This is a genomic window from Salinicola corii (genome assembly GCF_008298015.1).
GTDB lineage: Bacteria > Pseudomonadota > Gammaproteobacteria > Pseudomonadales > Halomonadaceae > Salinicola > Salinicola corii.
The window spans coordinates 112087-129800 of sequence record NZ_VTPX01000006.1 but is presented as its reverse complement, the minus strand read 5'-3'; the positions used below and the strand labels follow the sequence as shown (position 1 = coordinate 129800).

Sequence of the window (17714 nt, the reverse complement as noted above, 5' to 3'; positions counted from 1 at the left end):
GGCGCCCCCGCGACCGGAAGAAAGGGCTCGTCGGCGACAGCTCCAGACCCGGCTGCCGAGTGACGCTGCGCCTCGATGGATGGCGCATTGTACCCCACTCACGAGCGTCGGCCAGCGTCGCAGCCCGTTTGAGCGCGCCGAGACGCATGACTTATAGTGGAACGAGATTTCCTCCTACAAGGATGCCGATGTTCCGTCCGCGCGCACAGATCCGCCCTCGTACTTATCCCCCGCTGCTGTTCCATCCATTGGGAGGATGCGGTGAAATCGGCATGAATCTGTCGCTCTACGGCCATGACGGCCACTGGATCGCCGTGGATTGCGGCATGACGATTCGCCAGGACCTGCCGGATCAGCCCCTCCAGATTCCCGATGTCGACCATTTGGCGGCAAACGCAATGGTCCCCTCCGCGGTCTTCATCACCCATGGCCACGAGGACCATCTCGGCGCCCTGGCCTGGATATGGCCTCGCTGGAACTGCCCGGTCTACGCCACGCCCCTGGCTATCGAGATGTTGCGGGCCAAATTCGCCGAACAGGGCCTGAGAGTCGACGCCCTGCAGACCATTCAGCCCGGCAACCGAGTGACCACCGGTCCTTTCGAGGTGACATTCCTGCCGGTGACTCACTCGATACCGGAAAGTTGCGCCCTCTCCATCATCACGCCGCGCTACAAGGTGCTGCATACCGGCGACTGGAAACTGGATGAGCACCCTCTCATCGGCGCGCCATTCTCTGCCGCCCAATTCCAGGCGCTGGCGCCGGTGGACCTCGTCGTGGCCGACTCGACCAATGCCGACGTGGAAGGACATTCCCGAAGCGAGACGGAAGCCGCCGAGGCCCTGGAGTCGGTCATTCGTAGGTGCCGGGGACGCGTCATCGTCAGTTGTTTCGCCAGCAATATCGCTCGCATCAAGGCGCTGGGCGCGATCGCCGAACGCACCAACCGTCGCGTGGCCCTGCTGGGGCGCTCGATGGAACGCATGGTGTCGATCGCCACCCACCTGGGCTATCTCGACGATTTTCCGCCGCGGGTCCCGACGCATGATCTGGGATATCTCTATGCCGAAGAGGTCCTCATCATCGCTACCGGAAGCCAAGGGGAACCCCGCTCGGCACTGTCCCGCATGTCTCAGGGACGACACCCAGCTCTCGACCTGCTGGCTGACGACGATGTCATCTTCTCGGCTCGCGCCATCCCCGGTAACGAACGTCCCATCGCGCGTCTCAAGGCTGGCTTCAAGCGTCTTGGTGTCAATGTACACGACGAGCATACCGACCCCGCTCTTCACGCTTCGGGGCACCCGGCTCGCGAAGAGCTGCGCCAGCTCTACCGTTGGTTACGACCGAAGATGCTGTTACCGGTCCATGGAGAGGCTTCCCATCAGCAAGCGCACCGTGACTTGGCCTCGACCATGGGCATTCATGTTCCCCAACTGGTCAAGAATGGCGTCGTGCTGTCTCTGGATGCAGAGGCCCTGGCGCCCAGCAGCACGCACCATCTCAGACCTCAGTTCATCGCCTCCAGAATGCGACCCGGAGAGCGTTCACAGCCAGTGTCGGCCCGCCGACACGACAAGTCGCTGTCGATCACGTTGAATGTCTTGCCAACCGAGACCGGGTGGACCCGCATCGGACAGATGCTGTGGGACAGCGAGATATCACTTCCACTGGATGAAGACGCACTGGCCGACTGGCTGGACGAGCGGATAGACGCCATTACGGCGGAGACGCTACTCCAGCTCCGCCAGCAACTCTTCGCCCCGCTACGCGAGTGGCTTCACGAGCATCTGCCTACAGCGCTGGAGATTCATCTGCAACTGATGCCCGCCGATCCGCAGCCGGAATATGAAGTACGCACGGCACCCTAGTGCAAAAGACATCGGGGAGGAGAGCGTCATCTCCACACCAGGCATGATGGGTTCTCCCCGAACCACGACTCTCTTCGATGAGCATCAGTCGCCAGAGACAGAAACCAGAAAAGCGCATCCGGCCACTCGGCAGACGCGCTTTTCTGGGAATTACCTGCTCGGGGATGTATCTATATCAAGCCACCCCGGGCCAGTGGCATATCCTCAGTTCTTGCTGGCATTCTTGGGCGGACGGCCGCGACGCTTGCGCGGCTGCTCGCCGACCAAATCATCCATAGACAATCCAGCGTTGTTCATCGCCTCTCGAATCTCGGCCAACTTCTTCTGCTTGTCGGCTTCCTCTTTCTGACGCTCATGATCTTCCTGCTGCTTTTGCTCGATCACTTCCCCAATGACTTCCGACAGTTTGTGCAGTTGTTCCATGCTCAACTGGCGGGCGGCGGCGCGAGCCACATTCTTATTGCGAGCGATGCGTTCCAATGACTCGGTGGACATCGTCCTCTCCTTGCTGGATTCCAATACGGCATTACACCGGTTGTTTTGATAAAAGTATATTCTTACCACCCTTCTTGGCAAGAAATTAAATCAAAAAGGCACGCTTAATTCGCGTACCTTTACTCCCACAAGTGGTTCGAGGTTTGACAAGAATGCGTTTTAACCGCCCGTCATATTCATGAAGCGAACGACTTGTACATCGCCATCCGTCGAAAAGTGATGACGTTCCGGCTTCAAATCCATGGCCGCTATAATCTGCTCCTTGAGCGGCTGCAGTTGACCTGGATAGCGCCGCAGGGTTTCGCGCAGGTCCACGGAATGTTCGTTTCCCAGACACAATAGCAGCCGGCCTTCGACCGTGACACGAACCCGGTTGCAGGTACTACAGAAGTTATGACTATGGGGCGAGATGAAGCCGACTCGACAATCACTATCGGGCATGCGGAAATACCGCGAGGGACCCAAGGTCGTCTCGGGTGACGGCATGAGGGGGTAACGAGACTCGATTCGTGTCTGGACCTCATCGCTCGAATAAAAGGTTTCTCCCCGCGAGTGATCAGACACGTCGCCCAGCGGCATCTCCTCGATAAAGCTGATATCCAGCTTCTCATCGCGGGCGAACTCCACCAGATCGAGCACTTCGTCGTCGTTGCGGCCACGAAGTATGACCGCATTGAGCTTGATTCTTTCGAAGCCAACGTCCTGGGCCGCGTGAATCCCGTCGATGACCCGTGCCAGATCCCCGGTTCGCGTCAACCGCCTGAACCGATCGGTATCGAGGGAATCCAGACTGACATTGAGACGAGTCATCCCCCCGCCATACAGGGCCTGGGCATGACGACGCAATCCGGCGCCATTGGTCGTCATGGCGAAGTCCTTCAGTCCCGGCAAGCTGCCGATATTGGTTACCAGGTCGCCGATGCCTTTTCGCACCAGCGGCTCGCCACCCGTCAAGCGGATCTTCTCCACTCCGAGCTCGGTAAAGGCGCGCGCTACCTGATAGAGCTCCTCCAGCGACAGGACCTGGTCTCGTGGCAAGAACGTCATCTCTTCGCTCATGCAGTAGACACAACGAAAATCGCACCGATCCGTTACCGAGATTCGTACATAACGGACGTGACGTGAAAACTTGTCGATCAAATCGGTCATGAAAGCTCCCAGCGATTCGCGGCCTCGAGATCGCTTCGCCGCTCGGACACCCAGTAAGAGCCGTTATCGGTATGCTCTTTTTTCCAGAAAGGAGCCCGCGTTTTCAGATAATCCATGATGAAATCACACGCTTCGAATGCGGCATGGCGATGCGCGCTAGCCGTCATGACCAGCACGATGGCATCCCCGGGATCGAGACGTCCAACGCGATGAATGATGGTGACAGCCTGCAGCGTCCAACGTTCACCAGCTTCCAGCGCGATTTCATGGAGCAACTTTTCCGTCATACCGGGAAAGTGTTCCAGTGTCAGAGCCGTGACACCGGGTCTCTCGTTGGCGTCTCTTACCCGGCCCGTGAAACTGACGACGGCGCCAACATCGAGACGCCCCGCAGTCAAACGACGCTGCTCCGCTTCCGTGTCGAAGGTCGCCTTCTGTACGCTAATCGCAATTTTCATGGCGGACTCTCTGCGCTCAGCCCCCGGTGACCGGCGGGAAGAAAGCGATCTCGTCTCCCGGAGAAATAGCGGTTCCGTCCTGGCTCATGGCTTCGTTGCAAGCGCAAAGAACGCGCTGGCTCAGGAGCGCCTTGAACTTGGGGTCCCGCTCGATCAGCGCCAACTTGACGCCTGCGATATCGGGCGAAGGGAGCCGCTCCCACTCCAGATGGTATTCTCCGGTCTCGAAACGTTCTCTGAGCTCCGCCAGAAACTGCACTCTCAACGTCTTGGTCGGCGACGCTGCCCCATCCTCCCCGTAAGATACCGGCGGGGACTCGAGTGCGGCCTGCCGCGACCAGTCTCCCGAGCGGCCGCCGCTCTTCTGCTCGAGGCGAACCCCGTCGATGATCATGGCCCTGTCGACCGCCTTGCACATGTCGTAGAGCGTCAGGCAGGCCACGGAAACCGCCGTCAATGCCTCCATCTCAACCCCGGTACGACCATTGAGACGGCAGAACGCCTCGACGTGAACGCAGTTTTCCGCAGTGTCCAGGGTGAACTCGAGGCTGACTTTGGACAGGGCCAATGCGTGGCAAAGCGGAATCAATTCGTGGGTCCGCTTCGCCGCCTGAATGCCGGCGATCCTGGCCGTGGCCAGTACGTCGCCCTTGGGCAGATCGCCATCGGCCAGCAGCGCCAGCGTCGAAGCCTGCATGTGAACCGAGCCACGGGCCCGGGCTTCACGCCGCGTCTCCTGCTTGTCGGCGACATCGACCATGTGGGCTTCGCCACGCGCATTGAGATGCGTGAGAGTCATGCTGAACTCGCCTCGTTTTCCATCATTGGATCAAACATCAAGTGTAGCTTGATCGTCGCGCCGGTGCCCGCCGCGCATCCGCCACCGGATACCGGCGATGCAACGATCCCGGCGATGACGACGCCGGTCGTTCAGCGTTGCGGACTGGGCTGCCAGGCAGCGGCCCAGTCGACAACCCAGGTCAGGATTTCCCCCGGATCGTCCAGGTTCAGACGGGGGAGCCCCGCCGGCAGGCGGGCGAGCGTTCCGGGGGGCACCTCGACTGGCTTGTAGGCCACGGCCTGCACCCAGGGATCCTGTTCAGCCGCCCATGCTTGGTCGGAATCGCTGCGATAAAGTTCCAGCTTCGGAATCGGCCAGGTCTTGAATCCCTCGACCAGGATCAACGCCGGCTTCAAACCAACGACCTGCGCCACCAGCATAGGCAAGTCCGGCTCCTGCTGCCCGGGCGTTTCCATCATGAGCGCGAAACGCCGGCCGGAGGCCACCACCATGGGTGTCGCTCCCGCCTCGCGCAGGCGATGACTGTCCTTGCCGGGTTTATCGATATCGAAGTCGTGATGCGCGTGCTTGATCACGGCTGTCGGCCAACCCCGCGCTCGGAGCAGGGGCAACAAGGTCTCCAGCAGCGTCGTTTTTCCAGTTCCGCTCCAGGCGGCAATTCCCAACAGAGGAACATCGCAGGCGAGCGTGTCGGCGGCTTCATTCATGGCGGCTTCCTGGCGACCTGACGTAGTCCGCCTCGACGCGTTCAGCCAGCTCGACCTCGCGTGGCGTGTTGAGGTTGGCGAACTGCACCTCCTGGGCGGAGAAATCGACCTGAATCCAGCGGTGCCGACCGTACCAAGTGACGACCCGACCGCCGCCCGCCGCCAGCCATTGCGCCAGATCCCCGCTCAGGGAGCTGCGTATCAACGCTACCAGAGGCTGCAGTCGCCTGCCATCGTGGGCGACCGCAATATCCGCCTCGCCGATCGCGCCCGAGAGTCGGCTCAAGGTATCGACAGGGAGCCAGGGCATGTCCACCGGCGTCAGCAGTATCCACGGCGTGGAAACTTCCTGCAGGGCGCCCAGTGCACCGGCCAGCGGCCCCGGATAGTCGGGCAGCGAATCCGTGACGACGGCGTGACCCAGCCGACGATAGCGATCGAGATGACGATTGGCGCTGATGACGACGCGATCGACCTGCGGTGACAGACGCTGCAGCACCTGTGTGACCAGCGGCAGGCCATCGAGCTCTACCCATCCCTTGTCGACACCGCCCATGCGCTGGCCTCGACCACCGGCCAGCAGCACCCCCGTGACGTCGGCTCGCTCGATCACCGGGTACCGAAGATCTTGTCGCCGGCGTCGCCCAGCCCCGGCACGATATAGCCATTCTCGTCGAGCCGTTGGTCGACAGACGCGGTGTATATCTCGATATCAGGATACGCCTTCTGGACCCGCTCGATGCCCTCCGGCGCCGCCACCAGCACGATGACCTTGATCTGCTGGCAGCCCCGCTCCCTGAGCATGTCCAGCGTCGCCAACATCGATCCGCCCGTGGCCAGCATGGGATCGATCACGATCGCCAGGCGCTCGTCCAGGGCACTGACGAACTTCTCGAAATAGGGCACCGGCTCCAGCGTCTCCTCGTTCCGGTAGAGACCCACGACACTGATCCGTGCGCTGGGGATCAGATCGGTGACACCGTCCAGCATCCCCAGGCCGGCGCGCAGAATCGGCACGATGGTGACCTTCTTGCCCTTGATCTGTTCGACCTCGATCGGGGAGCCGTTCCAGCCCTCGATCGTCGCCGGCTCCATCTCCAGGTTCTTTGTCGCCTCGTAGGTCAGCAGCTTGGCCACCTCGCAGGCCAGTTCACGAAAGCTCTTGGTACTGATGTCCGCTGCACGCATCAGTCCTAGCTTGTGTTTGACCAGGGGATGGGAGATGGGGTGCACACTCATGATCGACGCCTTCGTCAAAATGGGAAACACCGATATTGTACGCGACCTGCCAGGGGTCAGGCGACGCTGGCAGGCAATTGCCAGTCGATCGGCTCCAGGCCCCGCGACTGAAGAAAACCGTTGGCCTGGGAAAAGTGGCGAGTGCCGAAGAAGCCGCGATGCGCCGACAGCGGCGACGGGTGCGGCGCGTGCAGCACCAGGTGCTTGCCGCGATCGACGAAACTCGCCTTCTTCTGGGCGTAACTGCCCCACAGCAGAAAGACGACACCGTCACAATGCTCGTTGATCACCTGGATGGCGCGATCGGTGAAAGTCTCCCAGCCGCGATTGCGATGGGAACCGGCATTGCCCTGCTCCACGGTCAACACGCTGTTCAGCAGCATCACACCCTGCCGGGCCCAGCTTTCGAGAAAACCGTGATTGACCGGAGCGGTACCGACGTCGCTGGCCAGCTCCTTGTAGATGTTCTGCAGCGATGGCGGTGTCGGCACCCCGGGGCGTACCGAGAAACAGAGTCCATGAGCCTGGTGGGGCCCGTGGTAGGGGTCCTGTCCCAGGATCACCACCTTGACCCGCTCCAGCGGCGTCAGTTCGAAGGCGCGAAACCAGTGGGACGAATGGGGATAGATGACCTTGTGGGCCGCCTTTTCCTGGGCGAGAAATTGACGCAGCGCCTGCATGTAGGGGGCACGAAATTCATCGCCGAGATAGGCGTTCCAGCTGTCGGGTAAGGGCGACTGGGCCATGGATTCGCTCCGCAGCGGTCAGGATTTGGGTGGACGAACCTGATCGACCAGCGGCTCGACGTAGGCATGCCCCAGGTCCCACGGGAACTGGATCCAGCAATCCTGTGCCACCTCGGTCAGATACTGATCGACCAGCGGTCGTCCTTCGGGTTTGGCGTAGACAGTGACGAAATGGGACTTAGGCAGCATGTCGCGCACGGCACGGGCTGTCTTGCCGGTATCGACCAGGTCATCGACCAGCAGCCAACCGTCGCCATCGTGGTCGACGCCCTTCATCACGTCCAGCTTCCCCTGCGACTGCTCGTCGTAGCTCTTGATGCAGACGGTATCGATCAGGCGGATGTTGAGTTCGCGGGCGATCAACGCCGCCGGGATCAAACCGCCGCGCGTGATCGCGACGATCCCCACGAAATCGCGCTCGACGAGTCGATGGCAGAGCGCCCTGACGTCGCGATGGATCTGGTCCCAGGAAACGGTGAAATGATGCTGGTAGCGATTGGCGGTCATGGCGGGTCCAGGCAATGGGTAGGGCCGCCACCGAGGGATGACGGCATCGTGGCTCGCATTGGATGACGAGAGGCCTATTCGTCCTCGGTGAAGCTGCAGACTGCGAAGACGCTGTAGCCCGCTTCGCGAATCTTGGTCGAGCCACCCAGCTCCGGCAGGTCGAGGATGGTCGCGGTCTCGACGACATGCCCGCCGCTGCGCTGAATCAGCGATGCGGCCGCCAGCATGGTACCGCCGGTGGCGATGATGTCGTCGATCAGCACGATCCGGTCCTGCTCGCGAAAGGCATCGGCATGCAGCTCCACCGTCGATTCGCCGTACTCGAGGGTGTAGGTTTCGCTGATGGTGCGGAATGGCAGCTTGCCCTTCTTGCGCACCGGCACGAAGCTGCAGCCCAGTTCATAGGCTAGCGGCGCGCCGACAATGAATCCTCGTGCATCGATCGCCGCGATGGCATCGACCTCGAGCTCCTGGTAGCGGTGCACGAAACTGTCGATCAGCTTGCGGAAGGCGGCGCTGTTCTGGAGCAGTGGCGTGATGTCGCGAAAATTGACGCCGGGCTGGGGCCAGTCGGGCACGGTGCGAATGACCGACTTGATATAGTCGCCGTAGATGCTGCTGCTCATCGAAGAAACTCCATTGACCGAACACGGCGCGCCCGGGGATGACCATCGCGGAACGATAAATCCTGGCGCAAAGGCGTCCATGTTACCCAAGCCGGCGCCACGGTGCGACCTGCTCGGGAACAGCTGCGTCGTCGGTGCTCGAGCGTGCCGCCAGCGCTGAACCGGCCGCTCAGGCGCGGCCGGCCAGTACCCGCTCCACGGTCTCGACGATCGCCTGGGTCTGGGGGTCGATCTCGACATTGACCCGATCCCCCAGCGAGCGCTCTCCGATCGTGGTCCTCGCCAGCGTCTCCGGGATCAAGTTGACGCAGAAGCGCTCCAGCTCTACTGCGCCCACGGTCAGGCTGATGCCATCGATCCCGATGTACCCCTTGTCGAACACGAATCGCGCCAGGTCCGGCGACAATTCGAACCACAGTCGGCGATTGTTCGGCGCCTCGTCGATCTCCACCAGTCTGGCCATCGCCATAACGTGGCCGGACATGGAATGGCCGCCGATCTCGTCGCCGAAGCGCGCCGCGCGCTCGAGGTTGACCCGATCTCCGGCGACGAGGTCACCCAGGTTGGTCAAGCGCAGCGTCTCGCGCATCAGGTCGAAACTGACGTTCTCGCCCTCGATCGCCGTCACCGTCAGACAGCAACCGTTGTGTGACACCGACGCGCCCAGCGTCAGACCCTCGCGCATCGCCGGTGACATCGATACCACATGCGTGTGCAACTGCTCACGCGCCTCGATGGCCACCACGGTCCCCACATCCTGCACGATCCCGGTAAACATGCCCCCTCCTGGCCTGAACGAATGACGAGCCAACGAAGGCAGACGCCCTCGGCGGCAGAGATCGGGAATTCTAGCATGCCGGCCCCACCGGGCATGAATCGGCCGCAGCGGAACGCGCCTGCCGGATCTCGTCCCCACGTCTTCGACCGGCGGCGACAGTCTTCTTCCGGCGGCGACGATTGTCCGGCCGCCGGTCGGGGTCGATAGCGCCAGGCCGGAATCGACGTGGTAAAGTGCCAGCAAATGTTATCGACCTGTCATGGCCGTGGTTCGACGCCAGGGGTGGAGAACCGTCAAGCCATTCAGATACCCGCCAGCCAGGAGGCTCATGACGTCAATCACGCCAGCCACCGCCGCCTCCCCTGGCCGCGCCGCTGCCAGCGAAGCCCGCAAGCAACGTATTCGCGATGCCGCGCTGACGCTGTTTTCCCGGTTCGGCCTGCGCGGCGCCAGCCTGGACGCCATCGCCGACCAGGCCGGGGTCTCCAAGACCAACCTGCTCTACTACTTTCCCTCCAAGGAGAAGCTCTACGTTTCGGTCCTTCAGCAGATCCTGGAGACCTGGCTGGAGCCGATGCGCGCCATCGACGCCGATCAGCCCCCGGAAGCCGCGATCGGTCACTACATTCGTTTCAAGGTCGAGCTGTCGAGGGATCACGTGCAGGCGTCGCGCCTCTTCTGCCTGGAGATGATTCAGGGTGCACCACTGCTGAAGGAAGAACTGCGAAACCACTTGCGCGCGCTGGTCGAGGAGAAATCGAAGGTCATCGAGGGCTGGATCGCTAGCGGCAGTCTGCTGCCGGTCGATCCGCATCACCTGATATACCTGCTGTGGGGAACCACCCAGCACTACGCCGACTTCGCCGTCCAGATCGAGGCGATTTCCGGCAGGACGCTAGCCGACCCCGATTTCTTCGAAGCCACGGTCGACAATATTCAACGCATCGTGCTGGGCGGTTTGCTACCGCGGACGAACCGCGACGCCTGACTCGCGGCGTGGCCGGCGCAAACGCACCGCAGCGGTCGCCCGGACTCCGCGAGATCCGTATACTATCGCGCTCATCGACGCGGGGCCGTCGCCGATGATGCGCTGACTTCACGCCACACCGCCCCGCTCCCTCCCGACACCCAGACAGACGCTTTCGACACGCCCAATGATCACACTGGACAACGTTTCCAAAACCTACGGCAGCGGGCCCGGGGCCGTGCAGGCGCTGAAAGAGATCGACCTGCAGGTACCCAAGGGCACGATTCACGGCGTCATCGGCCTCTCGGGCGCCGGCAAGTCGACGCTGATCCGCTGCGTCAACCTGCTCGAGCGGCCGACCGCCGGCCGCGTCGTCATCGACGGGCAGGAACTCACCGCCATGGACGCCGCCGCCCTGCGTCAGGCACGGCATCAGTGCGGCATGATTTTTCAACACTTCAATCTGCTCACCAACCGCACCGTCTACGACAATGTGGCACTGCCGCTGGAGCTGATGGGCCAGTCGCGCCAGACCATCCGCGAGCGCGTGCTGCCGCTGCTGGAGATGACGGGGCTGGCGGACAAGACGAAGCAGTATCCGGCACAACTCTCGGGCGGCCAGAAACAGCGCGTGGCCATCGCCCGCGCCCTGGCCAGCCGGCCCAAGGTGCTGCTGTGCGACGAAGCGACCTCGGCGCTCGATCCGCAGACGACGGCATCGATCCTATCGCTGCTGCAGGAGATCAACCGGCAGTTGGGGTTGACCATCCTGTTGATCACCCACGAGATGGAGGTGGTGAAGACCATCTGCCATCGCGTGGGGCTGATCTCCGATGGACGTCTGGTCGAGGACGCGGACGTGGGCGACTTCTTCACCGCGCCCGGCACGCAACTGGGACGGGAGTTCCTGAACGACTTCCTCAAGCTGGAGGCGCCTCAGGCCCTGATCGAGCGTCTCGAGCCGGAAGCCGGACCGGATACCCACCCGGTGGTGAGGCTGACGTTCTCGGGCGACAGCGTCGCCACGCCGCTGATCTCGCGCCTGGCGCGGGAACACGGCATCGACGTCAGCATTCTGCAGGCCAAGGTCGAATCCATTCAGGGGCGTACGCTGGGCCTGATGATCGCCGAGCTGATGGGCAGCGACATGCAGACCCGCGAAGCCCTGACGACACTCGAATCCTTTGATCTGCATGTGGAGGTACTGGGCCATGTCCAGCGCACTGATTGATCTCGTCTGGCAGTCCACGCTGGAGACACTTTACATGGTTGCCGTCGCCGGCATTCTGTCGGCGCTGGCCGGCGTCCCGCTCGGGGTGCTGCTCTACGTGACGCGGCCGCGCCAGATCCTGGCGCAGCCGGTGGTCAATACAGTGCTCGGTGTCGTCACCAACGTCGGCCGCTCGGTACCGTTCATCATCCTGCTGGTGGCGATCATTCCCTTCACCCGCATGATCGTCGGCAGTTCCATCGGTACCAACGCCGCCGCCGTGCCGCTGACCATCGCCGCCATCCCGTTCGTCGCCCGGCTGGTCGAGGGCGCGCTCAACGAGGTCTCGCCCGGCCTGGTCGAAGCCGCCCAATCGATGGGCGCGACGCCGATGCAGATCATCATGAAGGTGCTGCTGCCGGAGGCGCGTGGCGGCATCATCAACGGCCTGACGATCACCATCGTCGCCCTGGTCAGCTATTCCGCCATGGCCGGCGCCGTGGGCGGCGGCGGGCTCGGTGACCTGGGCATCCGCTACGGCTACAACCGCTTCAACCCCACCGTGATGCTGATCACCGTGGTGGTGCTGGTGGTCATGGTGCAGCTGTTTCAGAGTCTGGGGGACTATCTGGTGCGCAAAAGCGATCACAAGTGATCGTCGAGCCTCACTAGACTCATAACCAGAATGAATTACCGTGATCGCCGTTATTCCGTTATATTTCAGCGGTCACCGGGCATCGAATCCATGCCCGAACGTCTCATCATCAGGGAGAATGTCGCCAAATGCCGATTTCACTCACACGCACGCTGAGCGCCGCCGCACTAAGCCTTGGGCTGGTCGCCAGCGCCGCGCAAGCCGCCGACACCATCAAGGTCGGTACCATGGCCGGCCCCGAGACCGATGTGATGCAGGTGGCCAAGCAGGTCGCCAAGGAGAAGTACGACCTCGATGTCGAGATCGTCGAGTTCACCGACTACGTGACGCCCAATGCCGCGCTCGCCGATGGCAGCCTGGACGCCAACGCCTATCAGCACGAACCCTACATGCAGTCCATGGTCAACGACCGCGCCTATGACTTCGCCATCGCCGGCAAGACGTTCGTCTATCCGATCGGCGCCTACTCCGCCAAGTACGACAGCATCGACGAGCTGCCGGACGGCGCGACGATCGCCGTACCCAACGATCCGACCAACGAAGGGCGGTCGCTGATTCTGCTCGACAAGCACGGGCTGATCACGCTCGACGATGCCGGGAATCTGGAAGCGACACCGATCGACATCACCGAGAACCCGCACGACTACTCGTTCAAGGAGATCGAGGCCGCCCAGATGCCGCGCGTGCTGCAGGACGTCGACATGGCCTTCATCAACAGCACCTTCACCCAGCCCGCCGGCTTGACCCTGGACGACGCGCTGATCAAGGAAGGGCCGGACTCCCCCTACGTCAATCTGATCGTCGTGCGGGGCGGCGACCAGGACCGCAAGGAGATTCAGGAACTGGTCAAGGCCTACCAGTCCGATGCGGTCGCGGACAAGGCCCAGGAGCTGTTCCAGGGGGGCGCCGTTCCCGGCTGGAAATGATCACGCCATCGTCACGAACATGACGAGACGCGAGTCATCTGCACGAAAGCCAGCGCCTCGGCGCTGGTTTTCGTTTCCGCGCCGCCCCTGACCGTTCCCCCACGAAGGACATCCACGATGACCGATTACGATCTCCTCGAGCGTCAACTGACAGCGCTGCTGGACACGCGTGACTGGCTGACCAACGCCGCCCAGACCAGCGCCTTCCTGATGCAGGCCCTCGACGACCTGAACTGGGTCGGCTTCTACCTCCAGCGTCAGCCCGAGACGCTGATTCTCGGCCCCTTCCAGGGCCTGCCCGCCTGCAACCCGATCCCGTTCTCGAAAGGCGTCTGCGGTGCCGCGGCACGCTCGCGCCAGACCCAGCGAGTCGACGATGTCCACGCCGTTCCGGACCATATCGCCTGCGATGCCGCCTCCCGCTCCGAACTGGTGGTACCGATTCTCCTGGGTGAAGAGGTCTGGGGGGTGCTGGATATCGACAGCCCGGTGCCTGCACGCTTCAGCCACGCGGACCAGGCCGGTGTCGAACACCTGTGTCGCGTGTTCAGCGACGCCAGCGACCTGATTGCGAGCACGCCACCCGCCTGAAGACGGCCGCTCCATACCCGCGATTGAGGCACGGAAGCCCGGTCTCAATCCAGAAAGACACCCAGTTCGTCGTCCGAGCGCACCAGTTGCAGGATATCTTCGTAGAGCGCCAGCAGATCCAGCGCCAGCGGCCGACGAACCTCCCGCGGCATCTCCCCCAGGGCGTGCTCCTCCCGGCGCCCGCTGGCGATATTGTGATAGAGCTCGATCGCCAGGTGCACGGCAGCGGCATAGGGCGAGAACGGCACGGCATCCAGCGGCTTGTCCTGATAGGTGAGCGCGTTGCAGATGGTCTCCGGGAAGCGCCAGCGCCGACACAGCTCCGCGCCCACCTCGCTGAACGTATAGCCGAACTGGTTGGCTTCCAGCTCGGCGCGAGGGGCACCTTGGGCCACCAGCGCATCGATTCGTCGCATGGTTTCCGGATCGGCGATGTGCATCAACGCCGACCCCACGTGATGCAGGATGCCGCAGGTAAACGCGGTCTCCGGTGCCAGATCGCCCAACTGACTGTGACGGACTATCGTGCGGCTGATATTGGCGACCATGAACGACTCACGCCAGAACGCCTTGCGATCGAGTCCTGGGACCTCCTTGAGCATACCGACCATGCCCGAGGCGATGACGAGCGTGCGTACGCGATCGAATCCCAGCAGCAGTAAGGCGTCGTCGATCGTCGCCACGTTGCGCCCTACGCCATATCGCACGGAATTGGCCGAACGAAGCAGCTTCAGGCTCAGGTTGGGATCTTTGTGAATGGTGGCGGAAACACGGTGAACACTGATTCTGTCGTTATCCAGGCTGGCAATCAGCTCGGTGACGACGGCGGGCACGCTGGGTAACTGGTGAATGTGTTCGAAAAGCGAGTTGAATGGCATGGTCTACTCCTGCTATCCCCCCATGTTATCTATCGCCCAGGCAAAAGTCGTGAGAGCGAGGGGCAGAATAGGCCGTTACGGGTTGGTGGGACAAAAAAATCCCGCCGGAAAACCGGCGGGAAGGTCGCCGCCCAGGCGACAGCAATCACCCATATCGAGTACGCCCCCTATCCTTAACTCTCCTGCCAGGATTTCACCATCTCGGCGTAGGGGACGGTCTTGCCTTGCGGCTTTTCGTTGTCGAGCTTGGGCTTGGGCGCGCCGGGCTGATCCAGCCAATACTGCGCATCGCGGGGTTCGTTCAGCTTTGGCCCGCAGTTTGGCTGGACGTTGGCCCGCTCCAGACGCTCCATCATCCGGTCCTGGGCGTCCGCCAACCCATCCAGGGCCTGCTGCGCGCTGGTCTCGCCACTGACGGCCTGGGAAATATACTGCCACCACAGCTGCGCCAGCTTGGGATAGTCCGGCACGTTGGTGCCGGTCGGCGACCACTGCAGTCGCGCCGGGCTGCGGTAGAACTCGACCAGGCCACCCAGCTTCGGTGCGGCGTCGGTCATCGCCTGGGACTGGATGTCGGACTCGCGAATCGGCGTCAGCCCCACCAGCGTCTTCTGCAGCGAGACCGTTTTCGAGGTCACGAACTGGGCGTAGAGCCAGGCGGCGAGACGGTTCTTTTCGGGCGTCGACTTCATGAAGGTCCAGGACCCCACGTCCTGATAGCCCTTCTTCATGCCATCCTCCCAATACGGCCCCACCGGCGACGGCGCCATCCGCCACTTGGGCGTGCCATCCTCGTTGACTACAGCAAGGCCCGGCTGGGTCATATCGGCGGTAAAAGCCGTGTACCAGAAGATCTGCTGGGCGACATTGCCCTGCGCCGGCACCGGTCCCGCTTCCGAGAACGTCATGCCCTGGGCTTCCGGCGGCGCGTAGGCGTGCAGCCAATCGATGTACTTCTGGGTCGCGAACACCGCGGCCGGGCCGTTGGTGGCGCCACCTCGGGTGACGTTCGAGCCCACCGGCCGACAATCCTCGACTCGGATTCCCCATTCATCGACCGGCAAGCCGTTGGGAATGCCCTTGTCGCCGGCCCCGGCCATCGAGAACCAGGCGTCGGTAAAGCGCCATCCCAGCGAGGGATCCTTCTTGCCGTAATCCATGTGGCCGTAGACACGTTGGCCATCGATGTCGTGGACGTCATTGGTGAAGAAGTCGGCGATGTCCTGGTAGGCCGACCAGTTCACCGGTACGCCCAGTTCGTAACCGTACTTTTCCTTGAAGCGCGCCTTGAGATCCGGATCATCGAACCAGTCGGCGCGGAACCAGTAGAGGTTGGCGAACTGTTGGTCGGGCAGTTGGTAAACCTTGCCGTCCGGGCCGGTCGTGAAAGAGAGCCCGATAAAATCATCCAGATCCAGCGTCGGCGAGGTCACTTCGGCCCCGTCGCCCTCGATCATGTCGGAAATCGGCACCACCTTGCCGTAGCGAAAATGCGTACCGATCAGGTCGGAATCGTTGACGTAGGCATCGTAGATGTTGCGACCGGACTGCATCTGGGTCTGCAGCTTCTCGATCACGTCCCCTTCCTGGATCAGGTCGTGCTTCAACTGAATGCCGGTGATCTCGCTGAAGGCGCGGGCCAGCACCTCGGATTCGTACTTGTGAGTGGTGAGCGTCTCCGAGACGACATTGATCTGCATGCCACGGAACGGTTTGGCGGCGTCGATGTACCACTGCATCTCGGCCATCTGCTGCTCGGGCGTGAGCGTCGAGGTCTTGAACTCGTCACCCAGCCAGCGCTTGGCGGCGTCCTGATATTGATCGGCGATCGCGGTTCCCGAAACGGCCATCAGACCCGCGAGGCCGACTCCGATGCCGATGCCCAGAGGCATTCGGCGTGGCGATCTGGCGTGCTTGATATCGAACATAGCGTTAACCCTCGTTGTTATGCTGCATTTGCTGTCTTGGCGCTATCCGAAGAGCAATGATCCCTGGTCGATGCGTTACCCCCATTTCATGATGATTGCCATTCCTGCCACGCAGATCGCCGTCGCGATCCAGAGCGGCCAGTCGGTCAGTGCCAGAACCAGCAAATGGCCGTATGCCGCCGCCAGCAGTCCAATGAACAGCCGATCGCCCCGAGACGTGGAGATCGGTAGAAACCCCTTGCGCTCTCGGCCGGGCGATACGGTCTGCCAGACCGTCATCGCCACCAGCAGTGCCGCGATCCCGGCAAAGAACAGTCCCGTCGGTAGTGTCCAGGCCATCCAACCCATGGTGACTCCCCCTCTCTCTGGCCAGACGGATCAGACGCGTCCCAGGGCGAAGCCCTTGGCCACGTGATTGCGCACGAAATAGATCACGGCGATGCCGGGCAGCAGCGCGACCACGCCCGCGGCCGCCAGCACGCCCCAGTCGATCCCCGACGCCGAAACCGTGCGGGTCATCTGCGCCACGATCGGCTTGGCATCGACCGAGGTCAGCGTCCGCGCCAGCAACAGTTCGACCCACGAGAACATGAAGCAGAAAAACGCCGTGACACCGATGCCGGGCCGAATCATCGGCAGGAAAATCCGGATGAAGAACTTGGGAAAGGTGTAGCCGTCGATATACGCGGTCTCGTCGATCTCCTTGGGCACCGACGACATGAAGCCCTCGAGGATCCATACCGCCAGCGGCACGTTGAACAGGCAGTGCGCCAGTGCCACCGCGATCGGCGTGTCGAACAACCCCACCGCCGAGTAGAGCTGGAAGAATGGCAGCAGGAAAACCGCCGGTGGTGCCATTCGGTTGGTCAGCAGCCAGAAGAACATGTGCTTGTCGCCCAGGAAGCGATAGCGCGAGAACGCATAGGCGGCCGGCAACGCCACCAGCAGCGAAATCAGCATGTTCATCGAGACATAGCTCAGGGAATTCAGATAGCTCATGTACCAGGTCGGCTCGGTGAAGATGACCCGGTAGTTGTCCAGCGTCGGCGTCGTGGGCCAGAGTGTCAGTCCGCCGAGGATTTCCCGGTTCGACTTGAACGACATGTTGACGAGCCAGTAGATCGGCACCAGCACGAACAGCAGATAGACCAGCATCACCAGGCTCTTGCGCAGTCTCATGG

General features: G+C 62.3%; 21 protein-coding genes. 6 read left to right on the top strand and 15 right to left on the bottom strand.

The genetic code is table 11. The annotated features are described in order from the left end of the window. Positions 1 to 188: 188 nt before the first annotated feature. Complete coding sequence (locus tag F0A16_RS12205; protein ID WP_239023809.1) at positions 189 to 1871, top strand: ribonuclease J; 1683 nt, start codon at positions 189 to 191, stop codon at positions 1869 to 1871. 204 nt (positions 1872 to 2075) lie between these two features. Here the strand turns inward: F0A16_RS12205 and F0A16_RS12200 are convergent, their stop codons facing one another. The 11 genes from F0A16_RS12200 to F0A16_RS12150 form a co-directional block, all read right to left on the bottom strand. Then, positions 2076 to 2366, bottom strand: coding sequence for an H-NS family histone-like protein (locus F0A16_RS12200; protein WP_110599309.1), 291 nt, complete (start codon positions 2364 to 2366; stop codon positions 2076 to 2078). A 159-nt stretch (positions 2367 to 2525) separates the two neighbouring features. Next, on the bottom strand, positions 2526 to 3515 hold the full coding sequence (moaA, locus tag F0A16_RS12195; RefSeq protein WP_149435677.1) for a GTP 3',8-cyclase MoaA: 990 nt from the start codon (positions 3513 to 3515) through the stop codon (positions 2526 to 2528). Next, positions 3512 to 3973, bottom strand: coding sequence for a molybdopterin synthase catalytic subunit MoaE (gene moaE, locus F0A16_RS12190; protein ID WP_149435676.1), 462 nt, complete (start codon positions 3971 to 3973; stop codon positions 3512 to 3514). The genes moaA and moaE overlap by 4 nt, the downstream gene beginning before the upstream one ends. 16 nt (positions 3974 to 3989) lie before the next feature. Continuing rightward, on the bottom strand, positions 3990 to 4772 hold the full coding sequence (gene moaC, locus F0A16_RS12185; protein ID WP_149435675.1) for a cyclic pyranopterin monophosphate synthase MoaC: 783 nt from the start codon (positions 4770 to 4772) through the stop codon (positions 3990 to 3992). A 131-nt stretch (positions 4773 to 4903) separates the two neighbouring features. After that, the gene (mobB, locus tag F0A16_RS12180; RefSeq protein ID WP_149435674.1) at positions 4904 to 5482 is read right to left on the bottom strand and encodes a molybdopterin-guanine dinucleotide biosynthesis protein B; all 579 of its coding nucleotides are present in this window, start codon (positions 5480 to 5482) and stop codon (positions 4904 to 4906) included. Continuing rightward, entirely contained in the window at positions 5475 to 6095 is a 621-nt protein-coding gene (gene mobA, locus F0A16_RS12175) for a molybdenum cofactor guanylyltransferase MobA (protein ID WP_239023808.1), read from the bottom strand. The genes mobB and mobA overlap by 8 nt, the downstream gene beginning before the upstream one ends. Then, the gene (gene upp, locus F0A16_RS12170; protein ID WP_149435673.1) at positions 6092 to 6721 is read right to left on the bottom strand and encodes a uracil phosphoribosyltransferase; all 630 of its coding nucleotides are present in this window, start codon (positions 6719 to 6721) and stop codon (positions 6092 to 6094) included. The genes mobA and upp overlap by 4 nt, the downstream gene beginning before the upstream one ends. Before the next feature lie 56 nt (positions 6722 to 6777). Further along, on the bottom strand, positions 6778 to 7467 hold the full coding sequence (gene ung, locus F0A16_RS12165; protein WP_149435672.1) for a uracil-DNA glycosylase: 690 nt from the start codon (positions 7465 to 7467) through the stop codon (positions 6778 to 6780). A gap of 18 nt (positions 7468 to 7485) precedes the next feature. Then, positions 7486 to 7974: a xanthine phosphoribosyltransferase gene (gene gpt, locus F0A16_RS12160; protein WP_149435671.1), complete on the bottom strand. Its 489-nt coding sequence runs from the start codon at positions 7972 to 7974 to the stop codon at positions 7486 to 7488. Between the two features lie 74 nt (positions 7975 to 8048). Next, positions 8049 to 8600 (bottom strand): adenine phosphoribosyltransferase, encoded by a 552-nt coding sequence (locus F0A16_RS12155; protein WP_149435670.1) that lies wholly within the window; start codon positions 8598 to 8600, stop codon positions 8049 to 8051. A gap of 169 nt (positions 8601 to 8769) precedes the next feature. Further along, positions 8770 to 9378, bottom strand: coding sequence for a riboflavin synthase subunit alpha (locus F0A16_RS12150; RefSeq protein WP_149435669.1), 609 nt, complete (start codon positions 9376 to 9378; stop codon positions 8770 to 8772). Between the two features lie 328 nt (positions 9379 to 9706). On the opposite strand from F0A16_RS12150, the gene rutR reads away from it, so the two are divergent. The 5 genes from rutR (at position 9707) to F0A16_RS12125 (ending at position 13727) form a co-directional block, all read left to right on the top strand. Continuing rightward, positions 9707 to 10366 carry an HTH-type transcriptional regulator RutR gene (gene rutR / locus F0A16_RS12145; protein ID WP_149435668.1) on the top strand — a complete coding sequence of 220 codons (660 nt, stop codon included), beginning with the start codon at positions 9707 to 9709 and terminating at the stop codon, positions 10364 to 10366. 166 nt (positions 10367 to 10532) lie between these two features. Then, the gene (locus F0A16_RS12140) at positions 10533 to 11576 is read left to right on the top strand and encodes a methionine ABC transporter ATP-binding protein (RefSeq protein WP_149435667.1); all 1044 of its coding nucleotides are present in this window, start codon (positions 10533 to 10535) and stop codon (positions 11574 to 11576) included. Beyond that, positions 11557 to 12210 (top strand): methionine ABC transporter permease, encoded by a 654-nt coding sequence (locus tag F0A16_RS12135; RefSeq protein WP_149435666.1) that lies wholly within the window; start codon positions 11557 to 11559, stop codon positions 12208 to 12210. The genes F0A16_RS12140 and F0A16_RS12135 overlap by 20 nt, the downstream gene beginning before the upstream one ends. 128 nt (positions 12211 to 12338) lie before the next feature. After that, positions 12339 to 13136, top strand: coding sequence for a MetQ/NlpA family ABC transporter substrate-binding protein (locus F0A16_RS12130; protein WP_149435665.1), 798 nt, complete (start codon positions 12339 to 12341; stop codon positions 13134 to 13136). 117 nt (positions 13137 to 13253) lie between these two features. Further along, complete coding sequence (locus tag F0A16_RS12125; protein ID WP_149435664.1) at positions 13254 to 13727, top strand: GAF domain-containing protein; 474 nt, start codon at positions 13254 to 13256, stop codon at positions 13725 to 13727. 44 nt (positions 13728 to 13771) lie between these two features. Here the strand turns inward: F0A16_RS12125 and F0A16_RS12120 are convergent, their stop codons facing one another. The 4 genes from F0A16_RS12120 to F0A16_RS12105 all read right to left on the bottom strand — a co-directional run bounded on the left by F0A16_RS12120 (position 13772) and on the right by F0A16_RS12105 (position 17712). Then, on the bottom strand, positions 13772 to 14605 hold the full coding sequence (locus F0A16_RS12120; protein ID WP_149435663.1) for an HDOD domain-containing protein: 834 nt from the start codon (positions 14603 to 14605) through the stop codon (positions 13772 to 13774). A gap of 173 nt (positions 14606 to 14778) precedes the next feature. Next, positions 14779 to 16455: an ABC transporter substrate-binding protein gene (locus F0A16_RS12115; protein WP_239023820.1), complete on the bottom strand. Its 1677-nt coding sequence runs from the start codon at positions 16453 to 16455 to the stop codon at positions 14779 to 14781. Between the two features lie 153 nt (positions 16456 to 16608). Further along, positions 16609 to 16881, bottom strand: a complete 273-nt coding sequence (locus F0A16_RS12110) for a DUF2160 domain-containing protein (protein WP_149435662.1) — start codon at positions 16879 to 16881, stop codon at positions 16609 to 16611. 30 nt (positions 16882 to 16911) lie between these two features. After that, positions 16912 to 17712: a carbohydrate ABC transporter permease gene (locus F0A16_RS12105; RefSeq protein WP_149435661.1), complete on the bottom strand. Its 801-nt coding sequence runs from the start codon at positions 17710 to 17712 to the stop codon at positions 16912 to 16914. Between the last annotated feature and the right edge of the window lie 2 nt (positions 17713 to 17714).